The following is a 15301-nucleotide window of genomic DNA, read 5'->3' as shown; positions in this document are numbered from 1 at the left end:
AGGAGCCCCCGCCATGCCGGTGCCGCTGACTCCGGAGGAGGAACAGCAGTTCCTCACCTCCGACGCCGCCCCCGCCGCGTACCTCGACCTGCTCGACGCGGTCTCCTTCCGCAGCGTCGGAACGGCGCTGCGCCTGGGGGTCTTCGAGGCGCTGGCCGACGGCCCGCTGCCGGCCGACCAGCTCGCCGCGCGTACCGGCACCGACCCGCTCGGCCTGCGCATCCTCCTCGACGCGCTGGCTGGCTACGGCTACCTGACCCGTGCCGACGGCCGGTACGCCAACAGCGCCAACACCGCGCGCTGGCTGCTGCGTGCCGCCCCGGACAGCTTCGCGCCGGTGCTCTCCTTCTGGTCGGGGCTTCTCACCGGCTGGTGGCACGACCTGGAGGCGTCGATCCGCTCCGGCGCACCGACCGGCGACTTCTACGCCTGGCTGGAGACGCAACCGCAGACCCTCGCGGACTTCCAGACCATGCTGCGTCGCCTCGCCGACCGGCTCGGTGCGGAGATCGTCGAGCGGGTACCGGTACCGGCCGACGCGCGCAGCCTGCTCGACGTCGGCGGCGGGCACGCGAGCTACCCGGTGGCCTTCCTCACCGCGAATCCGCGGTTGCGGGCGACCGTCGTGGACCTGGCCGGCGCGCTGGCCCAGGGTGCGGAGACCGTCGCCGCCGCCGGGCTCACCGACCGGGTCACCCTGCGCGCGGGCGACCTCTTCGAGGTCGACTACGGCACCGGCCACGACCTGGTGCTGCTCTTCAACATCGTGCACGGCTACCAGCCGGCCGCGACGCGGACCCTGCTGCGCCGGGTCGCCGCCGCGCTGCGACCCGGTGGGCGGGTGGCCCTGCTCGAACCGCTCGCGGAGGTGCCCGAGCGGCCGGCCGGACCGGGCGAGGCGTTCGTCCGGATGTTCAGCCTGAACCTCTTCCACACCCAGGGCGGTCGGGCCTACGCCCGTGACGAACTCGTCGGCCTGCTGCACGAGGCCGGCTTCACCGAGGTACGCCAGCAGGTGCTCGGTGGCTCGGAGACCGACCACCTGGTGACCGCGGTCCGGGCGGGCTGATGGCCGCCCCGCATCAGATGGCGCTCGGCGGCGGCTGGGGCCTGTGGCAGTGGTTCTGCGTCCGCGCGGCCGGTTTCCCCGCCGACCTCGTGGAGTCCCTGGTCGACCCGGAGCTGGCCGGGTTGGCCGACGCGGTGAACGGCGGCGCTCCCGCGGAGGACTACCTCGCCCGGTTCCGGGTCGCCGAGCGGGGCCTCGCGCGGGCACTGCACCGGGTGGCCGCCGACCCGCGGGTCCGCGAGGCGGTCGCCTGGCAGAACCCGGCCGCGCTGGACAACGGGTTCGACACGCTGCTGCGACGTGACCCGCGGACGGTCTCCCGCACCGGTCGGCACCGCCGGACCGAGGCCCTGGTCACCAGCTACCTGCACCGGTACTGCCTGAAGAACGACACGATCGGCTTCTTCGGGCCGCTGCGGTGGGGGCGGATCGACCCGGCGCAGGTGGAGCCCGTCCGCCTCGCGCACGACGGCACCGGCGGCGACCGCACCCTCTACCTGGAGGGCTGGGCCCTCGCGGCACTCGGTCGGGCGCTCGCCCCGCCGCTGCGTCCGTGGCTGGTTCCCCGGCTACTGCCCCTGCTCGACGCCGACGGGGAGGCCCTGCGTGTCCCGTTGGCCGAGCCGGTGCTTCTGGATCCGGTGGACGCCGCCGTGCTGCGGGCGCTGCGACCCGACCGGACCGCACGGGAGGTGGTCGACGTGGTCCGCGCCGACCCGGCGGCCCGCACCACCGACCCGGAGCGGATCCGCGCCGCCCTGGACCGGCTGTACGCCGACCGCCGGATCGAGTGGACCCTGGAGGCACCCCCGGACGACCTGCACCCGGCCGCCACCATGCGGGCCGTCGTGGACCGGGTCGACGATCCCGCCGTACGCGGACCCGCCCGCGCCGCCCTCGACCGGTTCACCGCCGCGGCGGCCGGAGTGGCGGCGGCCCGGGGTGACGCGACGGCGGTCCGCGACGCACTGTCCACGCTGGACGCTACCTTCACCGACCTGACCGGCGAGGCCCCGGTCCGCGCGGCTGGTCAGCTGTACGCCGGTCGCACCCTGGTCTTCGAGGAGTGCCGGGAGCCGGACACGATCACGATCGGTCCGGCGGCGCTGGACGCGCTCCGCGCTCCGCTGGCTCTGCTGCTGGACAGTGCCCGGTGGTACACGGCGGCCGGTGCGGCCCTCTACCGGCGGGCGCTTCGGACCCTCTTCGACCAGCTCGCCACCCGGCCGGGCGGGCCGGTGCCGCTGGCGGAGCTGTGGCTGGCCGCCCGGGGGGTGCTCATCGACGACCCGGAGCCGGTGGTGCGACCGCTGACCCGCGCCCTGGCCGCCCGCTGGGAACGGCTGCTCGCCGTCGACGACGGCGAGCGCCGGGTGTGGCGGGACGCCGCCGGTCTGCGGGCCGGCGTCGCCGCCGCGTTCCCCGCCGGCCCGCCGGGCTGGCCGGCGGCGGCCCAGCACAGCCCGGACCTGATGATCGCCGCGCCGGACCTGGCCGCCGTGGTCGCCGGGAACGTCGACTGGGTCCTCGGGGAGCTGCACCCCGGATACCACACGATGCGGTACGCCAGCTGGGTGGAGTGCCACCCCGCGCCGGACGAGTTGGCCCGGGCGATGGCGGCGGACCTGTCGGCCGGCACGGTCCGGCTGGCGTCCACGGGCGCGCAGGGCGGCAGCGCGACCCGGTCGTCCCCGAGACTGCACGCCCCCGCGGATCGTCGTCTGGTCTTCGCCCCCGACACCTGCGGCCACGACCCGGAGCACGACCTGGTGGTCGGTGGCTGCGAGGTGCTCGACAGCGACGGCCGGCTCGTCGTCCGGCGGCGCCGCGACGGCGTGTGCCACGACCTGCTGGAGGTGCTGGCGGACCTGGTGGCGGCCAACCTGATGCCGCACTTCCGGCTCCTCTCCCCGGCTGCGCACCGTCCCCGGTTGACCATCGGCAGGCTCGTGGTGAGCCGTGAGTCGTGGACCCTGCCCGCCGGCGCCATCGACTTCGCCGCCGACCCCGACGAGGCCCGCCGGTTCCGCCGCGCCCGGGCCTGGGCGGGCCGGCACGGGCTGCCCCGGCACGTCTTCGTCCGGTGCACCGGGGAGAAGAAGCCGGTCTATGTCGACCTGGCCGGCCTCGCCTCGGTGGAGGTGCTCTCCCGCGCCGCGCGACGGGCGGCTCGGACCGCCGGGGCAGACGCCCGGGTCACCGTCACCGAGATGCTGCCCGCCCCCGACCAGCTCTGGTTCACCGGCCCGGACGGTCAGCGGCGCAGTGCCGAACTGCGCTTCGTCGCCTCGCCGGGGTGACCCACCGTCGATCCCCGGCGATCAGGACCGGTCATCGTTGGACGGTTGCGCCTGGTGGTCCTTGACCGCGACCAGTGCGGCCTGGCGGAACAAGCCGGTCTGCTCCGCCAGCAGAGACGGGTCGATCTCGGTGCGGCCCGCAGCGCGGGCCGTGTCGGCGGCGGTCTTGAGCGTCAGCAGCGCATCGCTCGCCTGTGCGGGCCACACCGCCTCGGGTGCCAGTTCGGCGGCGTCGATCCTAGGAACCCCTGCCGCCGGTTCCCGTGTATCGCGGGTTCGATTCCTGCCGGAGGCGCCAGGTGAAACTCAGATCAACCTTGGCGCGCCAGCTTGGGCTCGGCTCAGGGTTCCGGCAAGGTGACGATATGGCCGTTTCAGTCGAGTCCGAGTAGTTGGAGTGGCCGGTATGGGTTTCGGCTGTTGTGGCGTAGGGCTGCAGCGATGGTGGTGATGCCGGTTAGCCGGAGCAGGTTGATCGCCGTGTTGCGCAGAGTGGCCATGGCGCGGGGTGCGTTGCCGGTGCGTAGGCGGCTGGCGTCCTCGGCGTAGGTGGTGTCGCGGATGTGGTGCAGAGTTTCGATGGCCCAGTGCCCGCGCAGCCAGTCGGCCAGTTCGGCAGGGCCGGCCTGGGCTGCGCTCAGGTTGGTGATCGCGTAGACGGTGACGGTGGAATCAACTCCCCGCAGATCGCACATACTCGTTCAGAGTGCAAGCAAACAACCTGGCGGGTGACAGCGATTTCTCCAACATTGCCACGGCGACACCATGGGAGCCGACTTTCGAATGGGCTAGGTACTCACCGAGGAAAACGTTCCTATGGGAGCGGACGTCCAAATGGCTTATTATGCGACAGACGTACAACTGTGGCGGGCTGCCAGGTAACGACCTCTGCGTGGAAGAGATGCAATTCAGGTCGACGGGTGGCGAGTACTACTGGCAGGTAGGCACCGACGGCGCGAGATACCAAACATTCGTAGCTGGCGCGAATTATTACAGAGCAAGAAAATGCGCTTCACCCGGACTCATTTGCACGCTACCCGGAAATTGGGAATGGAATTCCAGTCCAGCATGCCAGGGGTAGCCGTTGATCTACGGGTAGTTGTGATGTGTGATCCATCGACCGGCATCCGGATGCTAATGAATACACCGCCGCCTCCTGTCGCCCATCCTGTTTAAGAAGAAAACGGGTCTGCCGCTGCCGTGTTCGAGCAGCGGCAGAACCCTACATAGGCTTGTCAACTCGTTGGCCGGTTGTGCGTGGCATCTTTGGGAGGACATACTGTGACGATGGCAAGTTCAGATCCGGACAAACCCAACAGGCCAGACACCGGACCACCCACCGACCCACTGAAGTTCAGGACCGCCGACAGTCCCAGCCCGTACCTGTTTGAGTCGAAGGTCGAGATGCTTGGCCGGCTAGCCGAGGCCCGTACACCTCGTGCACGACTCGCGACCAAAGCCTTGGTCTGGATGATTTTGCTGGCGATGCTTGTGAGCATTCTTTGGTCGATCATATCTGCACATTAGCCCGGGTTTTTACGAAGTGACGCGCCCCGGTTGGCTGCCTCGCCAGGGTCCGGCAAGTGACGATATGGCCGTTTCAGTCGAGTCCGAGTAGTTGGAGTGGCCGGAGGGTCATTCAAAACTCGGGTCGACACTCTTGGATGTCACGTTTGGTGATGTTCGAGGGCGACCGCGCCACGGAGGACTGTCCGTAGTAGACGCAGCGGCCGGGATCCTGTAGATCATCTTTTGTGAGGAAGTTGATCGAGGGCCAGCCGCTGCGCTGTGAAAGTATGACAGGACTTCCCGCTGACCGGCTCGCCGACCTGATCGGCAGGGTACGTGAGATCGTCGGCGACGAGTGGGAGACGCCGCCGGTCGGGCGTCCACACGTGTTGCCGCTGCCCACGGCGGTGATCGCGGTCCTGTTCGGGCTGCGGCACAACCTGCCCGACGAGGTCCTCGGCGAGGTTTTCGGCTGCTCCCAGGCGACCATCACCCGCTATCACCAGATTCTGCAACCGATCCTGCGCTGGGTCACCCGACCCGAGGTCGATCAGCGTCTCGACCAGGCTCACCGCGACGGTGTGCTGGTCGACGGGTTCGTCGCCCCGGTCGGCGAACGCGAGGACTACCACGGCCTGTTCTCCGGCAAGAAGCACGTGTGCGGGCAGAACGTGCAGGTCGTCGCCGACCTCGACGGCCGGATCGCCGACGTGGGCGAGCCCGTCAACGGCGCCCGCCACGACGCGGCCGCGTTCTACATCTCCGGCATCGCCGAACGCTGGGCAGAGCACCTGGCCACCGGCGGACCGGGCATGATCGGCGACTGCGGCTACCAGGGCACCGGCCCGATCACCCCACACAAGAAACCGCCCGGCGGGGAACTCACCGCCAAGCAGAAGGCCTACAACTACAGCGTCAACCGGCCCCGCGCCGCCGTCGAACGTGCCATCAGCCACCTGAAGAACTGGAAAATCCTCAAGACCGGCTACCACCGAATCATGACCGACTTCCCCGACACGTTACTCACCGTCACCGCACTGGAGATCTTCAGAACCGCCACACCGGGTTTTGAATGACCCTCCCGGTATGGGTTTCGGCTGTTGTGGCGTAGGGCTGCAGCGATGGTGGTGATGCCGGTTAGCCGGAGCAGGTTGATCGCCGTGTTGCGCAGAGTGGCCATGGCGCGGGGTGCGTTGCCGGTGCGTAGGCGGCTGGCGTCCTCGGCGTAGGTGGTGTCGCGGATGTGGTGCAGAGTTTCGATGGCCCAGTGCCCGCGCAGCCAGTCGGCCAGTTCGGCAGGGCCGGCCTGGGCTGCGCTCAGGTTGGTGATCGCGTAGACGGTGACGGTGGACCAGCGGCCAGTGGCCAGGTTCAGCCGTCGGCGGCGGATCCGTAGTGCTTGTACGGCGTGGGGAAAGTCCAGGGCGAGTGGCCCGGTGCAGGTGACTGCTTGCAGGCGGCGGATGTCGTAGCGGCCGTGCCCGCGGGTGCTGGTCTCGTCCTGGATCGGGATCTTCGTCCAGGGCAGGGTCTTGAGCTGCCGATACAGACGCGGCTGGTTCTTCTTCACGGTGAAGACGTAGGCGGCCTTCTTGGTGTCGACCAGCCAGCGGGCATGCTCGCGCTGGATGTGTAACGCGTCGGCGGTGACGACCACCGCGGTCAGGTCGAGAGGGCCCAGCAGCGGCTGGAAGCGGGCCAGCTCGTTGGTCTTGCCGTCGACGTCGACCTGGCCCAGGACCGTCCCGGTGTGCTGGTCAAGCACTGCGAGGAGATGCACCTGTTCACCGGCCGGGCCGCTGCCCCGCAAGGTTTTGCCGTCCACGCTGTACACCCGTCGCCCGGTGGTCGCCGCCGGCTGGCACGCGAGGACCCACCGACCGACCGTGTCGTCCAGGGCGTCGGCGTCGACACCGGCCAGGATTCGCCGGAACGTGGACTCGTCCGGAGCTCGATGCACCCCGGTGAACGGATCCCGGAACACGCCCAGTTCAGCGAGGACCTGCTGCGGCGCATCAGCGGCCCATTCCGCGACCGCCGCCGCGGAGCGGGCACCGGTCAGCACCGCCGCGACGGCAGTGGCCAGGACCGCGGGCAACGCATGGACGACACCGCGGGGGTCTCGCCGGTCCGGCACTGCCGCCAACGCCGTGACCAGGCTCGACCGGCGTTGGACCGGCAACGACTCATCCAGGTGGTCCGCGTGCACGGCCAACACATCAATCAGCGATGATGATCCCAACGGGCGTGGTCCTCTTTGATCTTCCCAGACTCGACACCTGGATGATCATCGAAAGGCCGCGCCCGTCTCTATACCACCATGATCCGGAGCGTCCCCACCCAACCGGCCACAACGGTCATATCGCTACCTTGCCGGAGCCCTGGGGCTCGGCTGCCTTCAACATTTGATCATGGTAGTGGGTCAGCGGCGAGCAGGCTCCGCTGTGGGCCGGATCCAGTCGAAGGTGCGCTCCACCGCCCGCCGCCAGTTTTCCCGTTCCCGTGTCCGAACTGCGGCATCCATCTCCGGCACCCACCGAGCAGCCGGGTGCCAGTTGCTACGCAGGTCATCCAGGTCTGGCCAGTACTGAACCGCGAGCCCGGCTGCGTATGCAGCCCCGAGAGAGACCGTCTCGGCCGCCATCGGGCGCACCACCGGCACCGCGAGTACGTCCGCGACGAACTGCATCAGCAAATTGTTCGCGGTCATCCCGCCGTCCACCCTCAGGGCGGTCAACTCCAGCCCGGAGTCGGCGTTCATGGCGTCAACCACCTCACGGGTCTGCCACCCGGTCGCCTCCAGCACGGCCCGGGCCAGGTGCCCCTTGGTGATGTATGAGGTGAGTCCGACGATCATGCCGCGCGCCTCGCTGCGCCAGTGTGGGGCGAATAGCCCGGAGAAGGCGGGCACAATGTAGCAGCCGCCGTTGTCGCCGACTGTTCGGGCGAGGGTCTCGATTTCCGGTGCGGTGCTGATCAGCTCCAGCCGGTCGCGGAACCACTGCACCAGGGATCCGGTGATCGCGATGGACCCTTCCAGGGCGTACAAGGCCGGCTCGCCGCCGATCCGGTAGCCGACGGTGGTGAGTAGGCCGTGCCGCGAAGGCACCGGCTCGGTGCCGGTGTTCAGCAGCAGGAAGCTGCCGGTGCCATAGGTGCACTTGGCGTCGCCTGGGTCGAAGCAGGTTTGACCGAACAGGGCAGCCTGCTGGTCACCGAGGGCCGCCGCGATCCGGACGCCGGGCAGGACGGCTGTGGCGGTGCCGTACACCTCCGACGAGGAGCGGATCTGCGGCAGCATGGCGGCCGGCACGCCGAAGAAACTCAGCAGCCTGGGGTGCCAGTCGAGAGTGCGCAGGTCCATCAGCATGGTGCGGCTGGCGTTGGTGACGTCGGTCAGATGCAGGCCGCCGTCCGGGCCGCCGGTAAGGTTCCATATCAGCCAGCTCTCCATGGTCCCAAAGAGCACCTCGCCGCGTTCGGCGCGTTCGGCGAGGCCGGGGACGTGGTCGAGCAGCCAGCGCAGCTTCGGACCGGAGAAGTACGTGGTCAGCGGCAGCCCGCACAGCTCCTGAATATGGTCGGCGCCGCTGGCCCGGTTGAGGGCGTCCACCACCAGGTCGGTGCGGGTGTCCTGCCAGATGAGCGCGGGAGCCACCGGGACACCGGTGCGCCGGTCCCAGACGATCGTGGTTTCGCGCTGGTTGGCGATCCCGATCGCGGCGATCTGGTCGATGGTGAGGCCAGCCTGGGTGAGGGCGCGGGGAACGACCTTGCCGACGTTGCGCCAGATCTCCATAGCGTCGTGCTCTACCCAACCTGGCCGGGGAAAATGCTGCCGGTGTTCCCGCTGGACCACGGAGACGAGGTTGCCACGGCGGTCGAAGACGATGCATCGGGTGGACGTGGTTCCCTGATCGATAGCGACGACAAAGCGCTCGGTCATTACTCGCCCTTCATGAAGCCGGGGTGGTGGGGTGACGGATCACCAGCGCGGGGCGCCGAGATCGCGGGAAACCGCGCGGGCGGCGTCGCGGACGTATGTGACAAGGGCTGAGCGGAGGTTGCCGGACCCGTCGCAGGTGCGGTCCACGGGACCAGAGAGCCCGATTGCGCCCACGACCAAGCCGCCATAGCCGCGGATCGGCGCGGCGATGCCGGCCTCGCCAGGGGTCATCTCTCCGATCTCGGCTCCCCAACCGTTGTCCCGGACTTCGCTGAGGGCCCGGGTGAGTGCCCGTGCAGTGACCAGGGTGCGTCGGGTGTAGGGCTCGGGCTCGCGTTGTATGACCGCGTTGGCGGCGCCCACGTCGTAGGCGAGCAGGACTTTGCCGAGGGCGGTGGCGTGCGGGGGCAGCAGGGATCCGACGTCCAGCGTCTGGAGGGTGTCGTCGGGCCGGAACACGTGGTGGACCACAAGTACCTTGCCGTCTAGCAGAGTGCCGATACGGACCGCCTCGCCGCTGCGCGCGGCGAGTGGGTCCGCCCAGTTGATGGAACGGGAACGGAGCTCGTTGACGTCGAGGGAGCTCGTGCCGAGGTGCAGCAGCGCGGCGCCGAGTTGGTACTTGCCGGAGGTCTTGTCCTGCTCCACGAATCCGACGTCTTTCAGCGTACGTATGATGCCGTGCGTCGTGCCCTTGGGCAGATTGAGAGAACGGGCGATCTCCCCGATGCCGAGCCGGCCGGAACTGCTGGCCAGCAGGCGGAGGATCGCCGCGGCACGCGCGATGGACTGCACCTGACCAGGCATAGGGCGGATGTTAAAGCGTTCGGGGCCAACGCAACAGTGTTCGGCATTGTCGACCGGGGTTCGTTGACCTGCCTCCTCATGTTTCCTACGGTTCACCGCACGGCGACGCCCGCCACTCGCCGATATCGCACGGCCCTCCATCCCCCGACCGCGGAGAGCCGCCACCCCCACCTGGAGACACCAATGACACAGCGTGTGAGAGCGCCCGGACTCCTTGGAGAGTTGGCCGCCGAGTTCGCCGGCACCGCGATCCTGATTCTCTTCGGCGTGGGCGTCGTCGCCCAGGTCAATGCCGGGGGTACCGGTGAGTTCGACAGCATCGCCTGGGCCTGGGGCCTTGGCGTCGCGCTCGGCATCTACGTCGCTGGCCGGATCAGTGGCGCCCACCTCAATCCCGCAGTGACCCTCGCCCTCGCGGTGTTCAAGGGCTTCTCGTGGCGCAAGGTGATGCCCTATGCCCTCGCACAGACCGCCGGGGCGTTCGTCGCGGCCCTGATCATTCGCTGGAACTACAGCGAGGTGCTGCAGCGGTTTGACCCGGGCTTGACCAGCAAGAGTCAGGGCGTCTTCTCGACTCTGCCGGGTGCTGGCATTACTGAGTGGGGCGCCCTGCGTGACCAGATCATTGGCACGGCGATCCTGCTGTTTTTGATCTTTGCCGTAACCGACGCCCGAAACTCTTTGCCCGGTGCCAACCTTGCCCCGCTGATCGTCGGCCTGATCGTGGTCGCGATTGGCATGGCGTTCGCCGTCAACGCCGGCTACGCGATCAACCCAGCCCGCGACTTCGGCCCCCGCCTCGCGTCCTTCCTCACCGGGTACGAGACGGCCTTCCTGGACCCGAGTGGATATCCGTACTTTTGGGTGCCCATCGTCGGGCCGCTGGCCGGTGGTGTCATCGGCGCCGGTCTCTATGAGTTGTTCGTCGGCCGCTTCCTGCCAAGCGATGAGCCGCAGCCGGGCACGAATGACACCGAGACGGCTGCGATGTCCGAGCGCGCCCGTGTCTGATTGACATATCCCTACGACCCGCCGAGGAGAGCTCCCGAATGGCTGACTTCGTTGCCGCCGTGGATCAGGGCACCACCAGTACCCGGTTCATGATTTTTGACCATGCTGGTAACGACCTGGGTCGCCACCAGCTTGAGCACCAGCAGATCCTGCCGCGGCCCGGTTGGGTCGAACATAACCCGGTGGAGATTTGGGAGCGCACCCAGACGGTCATCCGGACCGTGCTGTACGAGCACCGCCTCACCGTCACCGACCTCGCCGCCCTCGGGGTCACCAACCAGCGGGAGACCACCGTGGTGTGGAATCGCCGGACCGGTCGGCCCTACCACAACGCCATTGTGTGGCAGGACACCCGGACCGACCGGATCGCCTCCGCCCTGGAGCGTTCGGGTAGGGGTGAGGTGATCCGGCGTAAGGCCGGTCTGCCGCCGGCGACATATTTCTCCGGCGGCAAGATTCAGTGGATTCTGGAGAATGTGGACGGAGTGCGGGAGGCGGCCGAGCGCGGGGAGGCTATCTTCGGCAACACCGACACCTGGCTGTTGTGGAATCTGACCGGCGGTACCGCGGGTGGCGTGCACGTAACCGATCCGACCAACGCCAGTCGCACCATGCTGATGAACCTGGCGACGCTGGACTGGGACGACGAACTGTTGTCCTTCTTCGACATCCCGCGGGCGATGCTGCCGCGGATCCGGCCGTCGTCTGATCCGGATTCCTACGGTGTCACCGCCGCCCACGGCCCGTTCACCGGCGAGGTCCCGCTCACCGGGGATCTCGGCGACCAGCAGGCAGCGACCGTCGGCCAGGTCTGTTTTGCCCCGGGAGAGGCCAAGAACACCTACGGTACGGGCAACTTCATGCTGCTCAACACCGGCCCGGAGATCGTCCGCTCGCAGGCTGGCCTGCTCACCACCGTCTGCTACCAGTTCGGTGACCAGCCGCCGGTGTACGCGCTGGAGGGCTCGATCGCCGTGACCGGTTCGGCCGTACAGTGGTTGCGCGACCAACTGAAGATCATCAACTCTGCGGCGCAGAGTGAGATCCTGGCCGGCCAGGTGGACGACAACGGCGGCGTGTACTTCGTGCCCGCGTTCTCCGGCCTCTTCGCCCCGTACTGGCGCTCCGACGCCCGCGGCGTGATCGTCGGCCTGTCCCGGTTCAACACCGACGCCCACATCGCCCGGGCCACCCTCGAGTCGATCTGCTACCAGAGCCGAGACGTCGCCGAGGCCATGGCCACGGACTCCGGCGTACCACTGGAGTGTCTCAAGGTCGACGGCGGCGTCACCGAGAACGACCTGTGCATGCAACTGCAGGCCGACATCCTCGGCGTCCCGGTGAGTCGCCCGACGGTCGCCGAGACCACCGCGCTCGGCGCCGCCTACGCCGCCGGCCTCGCCGTCGGATTCTGGCGCAGCACCGACGAACTACGCGAGAACTGGAACGAAAGCCGCCGCTGGCAGCCCACCTGGCCGTTGCCACAACGCGAGGCCGAGTACGGACGCTGGAAGCGGGCCGTCCAACGCACCCTCGACTGGGTCGACGTCGACTGACCACCGCCGTACCCAAGAAGACCCGGGAGGCAGGCGTCCCCACCGGCCTCCCAGATACAGGAGAGAGAACGTATGCACTCCGCGACACTGTCACTGGCCGCCCGCGAGCGGTCGCTGGCCGCGCTGAGCAGCGGCTTGGAACTGGACGTCCTGGTGGTCGGCGGCGGTGTCACCGGCGCCGGCTGCGCACTGGACGCCGTTACTCGGGGCCTGTCTGTCGGCCTCGTCGAGGCCCGCGATTGGGCCAGCGGCACGTCGAGCCGCTCCAGTAAGCTCATCCACGGTGGTCTGCGCTACCTGGAGATGCTCGACTTCGGGCTGGTCCGCGAGGCGCTGCGCGAGCGGGGCCTCCTACTACAGCGACTTGCCCCGCACCTGGTCCGGCCGGTGCCGTTTCTCTACCCGCTGCGACACCGCGGTTGGGAACGACTGTACGCGGGAGCCGGCGTCCTGCTCTACGACACGATGAGCCTTTCCGGCAGCAACTCCCGCGGGGTACCGGCCCACCGGCACTTGACCCGACGTGGCGCGGTACGCGCTTGCCCGTCGCTGCGTCCGGAGTCGCTGGTCGGGGCCTTGCAGTACTACGATGCCCAGGTCGATGACGCCCGGCTGGTGACGTATCTTGTCCGTACCGCCGCAGCCCACGGCGCATACCCCGTTTCCCGAGCCCGGGTCGTGGGCCTCCTGCGCGACGGCCACCGCGTCATCGGAGTGCGGGTCCATGACCTGGAGACCGACCAGGTCTTCGAGGTCCGCGCCCGGCAGGTCATTAACGCCACCGGAGTCTGGACCGACGATATCCAGTCTCTCGTTGATGAGCCGGGGCCGGTGCAGGTTCGCGCTTCGAAGGGTATTCACCTCGTAGTGCCCCGCGACCGGATCCACTCCACCACCGGCCTGATCCTGCGAACCGAATCCAGCGTGCTGTTCGTGATCCCGTGGGATCGGCATTGGCTGATCGGCACCACCGATACCGACTGGGATCTGGACAAGGCGCACCCGGCAGCGACCAGCCGCGACATCGACTACCTGCTGGCACGGGTCAATGAGGTACTGGCCATTCCGCTGACCCGCGACGACGTCGAGGGCGTGTATGCGGGTCTACGCCCGCTGCTGTCCGGGCAGTCGGATGCGACTGCCAAGTTGTCCCGTGAGCACACCGTGGCCAGTCCGATGCCGGGTCTGGTGATGGTCGCTGGCGGGAAGTACACAACGTATCGGGTGATGGCCCGTGACGCTGTCGATGAGGCCGTGCGGGGACTCGGTGGTGGTGTGCCGCGGTCCTGCACCGACCGGGTTCCCCTGCTCGGCGCCGAGGGCTATGTCGCCCGCTGGAACCAGCGCCGCCGCATCGCGCGACAGTACGGCCTGACCGTGGAGCGGGTCGAGCATCTATTGCGTCGCTACGGGGCCGCCGTCGACGAGGTGCTGCACCTGCTCGGAGAGGATTCGACCCTCGTTGAGCCGCTCGACGGCGCCGACGACTATCTGCGTGTGGAGGTCGTTCACGCGGTGTCGGCCGAGGGCGCCCTGCACCTGGAGGACGTGCTTACCCGGCGTACACACGTTTCGATCGAGACGTTCGACCGGGGCCGGGCAGCGGCCCGCCCGACAGCGCAGTTGATGGCGCCGGTGCTCGGCTGGGACGCCGAGCGGATGGACCGCGAGGTGGCTCACTACGTCGCACAGGTGGACGCCGAACGGATTGCGCACGACCAGACCGACGACCAGGCCGCCGACGCGGCCCGGCTGGTCGTGCCGGATGTGGTGCCGCCGGTAGCACTCGCGGCCTGAGCCGACCGGCGGTACGCCGTGTGGTTTGCAATCGTCTTCTCCAGACAAGAGGAATGATCAATCAAGGCGGCCCCGAACGGGCCACACGCACCGCCACCTGCGTAGGCACGTCTACAACGGCGCAGGGCCGCTACTGTCTCGCCCCGTCATGAGTGACGTCGTCATGCGCTCCGGCCTGGATCATGTCGTGCTGGCCGGCTGGGAAAGGCGTATACGCACCAGCAGCACGAGAAGGCCATCCGAAACAGGCCGGAGGTAGTCAGGTGATTAGCTTCTGGCCCGCGCCGTTTATTAAGAACTTTGGGCCAGGGTCGCGGCCACCGTGTCCCTAATACGGCAGCCGGTGCGTCCAGTGATTGAGAGGTGATCGTTCAGCGGTCGTGTCTTGGTCTGAAGCTCATCGCTGCTTGCCGGTGTGAGTCCGGTCCGGGTAGCTGCCAGGAGGCCCGGTAGCAGGCTGGCGGCTTGGTCTGGAAACGGGTCGGGTCGAAGCCCAGCTGTTCAGCATGCGAGGGCTTGGATCCGTTCCATGACGGTCCGGTCCCGTCTGCTGGTACCGGTCGAGCAGATCGTGGAGGAGCTCAATTTGTTCCTGCGCGGACGAGGCTTACGGCAACAGCAGTGTCTTCCGCGCTGGCCTGCGGGAGCACGGGATCGGCTACGTCCTTGCGGTCTCGTGCAGCCACATGGTGCCCATCGACGGCGGCAAGACCCGCCTACGCGTCGACCGGATCGCCGCCGACCTGCCGAACTCGGCGTGGCATCGCCGCAGCGCGGGCGCCGGGTCCAAAGGCCCACGCTTCTACGACTGGGCCTGGATCGATGACGTGTGCACCGACGCCGACCCCGACGACGGCGGCCAGCACAGTCTCCTGATCAGGAAGAACACCACCGGTGAGCTGGCCTTCTACCGCTGCTGGACCCCGAAGCCGGCCACGCGACGGTGATCCGCCCGACGGTGGTCAACGTCAGGTCGCCCTCGGGGGTACGGGCGGATTCCAGCACCCGCGCCGCGTCGGCGGTCGCCGCGTCGAGCCGATCGGCCGGCAGGTGTTGTAGCAGTGCCCGCCCGCCGTGCGACCACATCCACCGCATCCAGTGGTTCACGTCGTGGAACCTGCTCTCGACCCGGTGCTCGCTGATCGCGGCGACGTCGAGGCCGGCCGCCGCCATCGTCGCCGTGATCGTCTGTTCGTCGTCGAACGGGCCGGCGGTCGGCGCGGGCGGGGGCTGCTCCGCCGGTAGGTGCGCGGCCAGGGCGTCCATCGCGGCGATGAAGCCCGGGTCGTACGCGCCGGGGGTGCTC

11 protein-coding genes and 2 pseudogenes are annotated in these 15301 nt (G+C 68.6%); 7 read left to right on the top strand and 6 right to left on the bottom strand.

Annotated features, from left to right (window positions below):
* The first annotated feature begins 13 nt into the window (after positions 1–13).
* Positions 14–1069 (top strand): methyltransferase, encoded by a 1056-nt coding sequence (locus tag T398_RS21725; protein ID WP_496449538.1) that lies wholly within the window; start codon positions 14–16, stop codon positions 1067–1069.
* Positions 1069–3369 (top strand): lantibiotic dehydratase, encoded by a 2301-nt coding sequence (locus tag T398_RS21720; protein ID WP_496449536.1) that lies wholly within the window; start codon positions 1069–1071, stop codon positions 3367–3369. Before T398_RS21725 ends, T398_RS21720 begins: the two co-directional genes overlap by 1 nt.
* A 21-nt stretch (positions 3370–3390) precedes the next feature.
* Here the strand turns inward: T398_RS21720 and T398_RS21715 are convergent, their stop codons facing one another.
* Together T398_RS21715 and T398_RS21710 are read right to left on the bottom strand one after the other, a co-directional pair.
* Positions 3391–3576 (bottom strand): hypothetical protein, encoded by a 186-nt coding sequence (locus tag T398_RS21715; RefSeq protein WP_496449535.1) that lies wholly within the window; start codon positions 3574–3576, stop codon positions 3391–3393.
* 167 nt (positions 3577–3743) lie between these two features.
* Complete coding sequence (locus T398_RS21710) at positions 3744–4064, bottom strand: transposase (protein ID WP_018812469.1); 321 nt, start codon at positions 4062–4064, stop codon at positions 3744–3746.
* A 1101-nt stretch (positions 4065–5165) separates the two neighbouring features.
* Between T398_RS21710 and T398_RS21705 the strand changes: the two genes are divergently transcribed.
* Positions 5166–5954 (top strand): transposase family protein, encoded by a 789-nt coding sequence (locus T398_RS21705; RefSeq protein WP_496449534.1) that lies wholly within the window; start codon positions 5166–5168, stop codon positions 5952–5954.
* Here the strand turns inward: T398_RS21705 and T398_RS21700 are convergent.
* From T398_RS21700 to T398_RS21690, 3 genes are all read right to left on the bottom strand, one after another.
* The gene (locus T398_RS21700; RefSeq protein WP_496449532.1) at positions 5864–7120 is read right to left on the bottom strand and encodes an ISAs1 family transposase; all 1257 of its coding nucleotides are present in this window, start codon (positions 7118–7120) and stop codon (positions 5864–5866) included. The genes T398_RS21705 and T398_RS21700 overlap by 91 nt on opposite strands.
* A gap of 180 nt (positions 7121–7300) precedes the next feature.
* A complete protein-coding gene (glpK, locus tag T398_RS21695) occupies positions 7301–8824 on the bottom strand; it encodes a glycerol kinase GlpK (RefSeq protein WP_496449530.1) in 1524 nt (507 codons plus the stop codon).
* A 39-nt stretch (positions 8825–8863) separates the two neighbouring features.
* On the bottom strand, positions 8864–9631 hold the full coding sequence (locus tag T398_RS21690; RefSeq protein ID WP_496449529.1) for an IclR family transcriptional regulator: 768 nt from the start codon (positions 9629–9631) through the stop codon (positions 8864–8866).
* A gap of 183 nt (positions 9632–9814) precedes the next feature.
* On the opposite strand from T398_RS21690, the gene T398_RS21685 reads away from it, so the two are divergent.
* From T398_RS21685 to T398_RS21670, 4 genes and pseudogenes are all read left to right on the top strand, one after another.
* Complete coding sequence (locus T398_RS21685) at positions 9815–10642, top strand: MIP/aquaporin family protein (protein ID WP_496449527.1); 828 nt, start codon at positions 9815–9817, stop codon at positions 10640–10642.
* Between the two features lie 38 nt (positions 10643–10680).
* Positions 10681–12198 carry a glycerol kinase GlpK gene (glpK, locus tag T398_RS21680; protein WP_496449525.1) on the top strand — a complete coding sequence of 506 codons (1518 nt, stop codon included), beginning with the start codon at positions 10681–10683 and terminating at the stop codon, positions 12196–12198.
* A gap of 72 nt (positions 12199–12270) precedes the next feature.
* Positions 12271–13995 carry a glycerol-3-phosphate dehydrogenase/oxidase gene (locus tag T398_RS21675; protein WP_496449523.1) on the top strand — a complete coding sequence of 575 codons (1725 nt, stop codon included), beginning with the start codon at positions 12271–12273 and terminating at the stop codon, positions 13993–13995.
* Positions 13996–14591: 596 nt separating this feature from the next.
* Positions 14592–14933, top strand: a pseudogene (locus T398_RS21670) (IS701 family transposase); the annotation flags it as partial.
* On the opposite strand, the pseudogene T398_RS21665 reads toward T398_RS21670, so the two are convergent.
* Positions 14872–15301 (bottom strand): annotated as a pseudogene (locus T398_RS21665) (methyltransferase type 11); the annotation flags it as partial. The pseudogenes T398_RS21670 and T398_RS21665 sit on opposite strands and share 62 nt — an antisense overlap.

Source organism: Salinispora goodfellowii, assembly GCF_059570675.1.
Note: the sequence above shows the minus strand (reverse complement) of the source record. Positions and strands in the feature narration are given on the sequence as shown.

What these genes read in the sequence shown, in the direction of transcription:
- T398_RS21725 (WP_496449538.1), top strand. Translation starts at nt 14, where the DNA reads ATGCCGGTGCCGCTGACTCCGGAGGAGGAACAGCAGTTCCTCACCTCC.
- T398_RS21720 (WP_496449536.1), top strand. Translation starts at nt 1,069, where the DNA reads ATGGCCGCCCCGCATCAGATGGCGCTCGGCGGCGGCTGGGGCCTGTGG.
- T398_RS21710 (WP_018812469.1), bottom strand. Translation starts at nt 4,064, where the DNA reads ATGTGCGATCTGCGGGGAGTTGATTCCACCGTCACCGTCTACGCGATC.
- T398_RS21705 (WP_496449534.1), top strand. Translation starts at nt 5,166, where the DNA reads ATGACAGGACTTCCCGCTGACCGGCTCGCCGACCTGATCGGCAGGGTA.
- glpK (WP_496449530.1), bottom strand. Translation starts at nt 8,824, where the DNA reads ATGACCGAGCGCTTTGTCGTCGCTATCGATCAGGGAACCACGTCCACC.
- T398_RS21690 (WP_496449529.1), bottom strand. Translation starts at nt 9,631, where the DNA reads ATGCCTGGTCAGGTGCAGTCCATCGCGCGTGCCGCGGCGATCCTCCGC.
- T398_RS21685 (WP_496449527.1), top strand. Translation starts at nt 9,815, where the DNA reads ATGACACAGCGTGTGAGAGCGCCCGGACTCCTTGGAGAGTTGGCCGCC.
- glpK (WP_496449525.1), top strand. Translation starts at nt 10,681, where the DNA reads ATGGCTGACTTCGTTGCCGCCGTGGATCAGGGCACCACCAGTACCCGG.
- T398_RS21675 (WP_496449523.1), top strand. Translation starts at nt 12,271, where the DNA reads ATGCACTCCGCGACACTGTCACTGGCCGCCCGCGAGCGGTCGCTGGCC.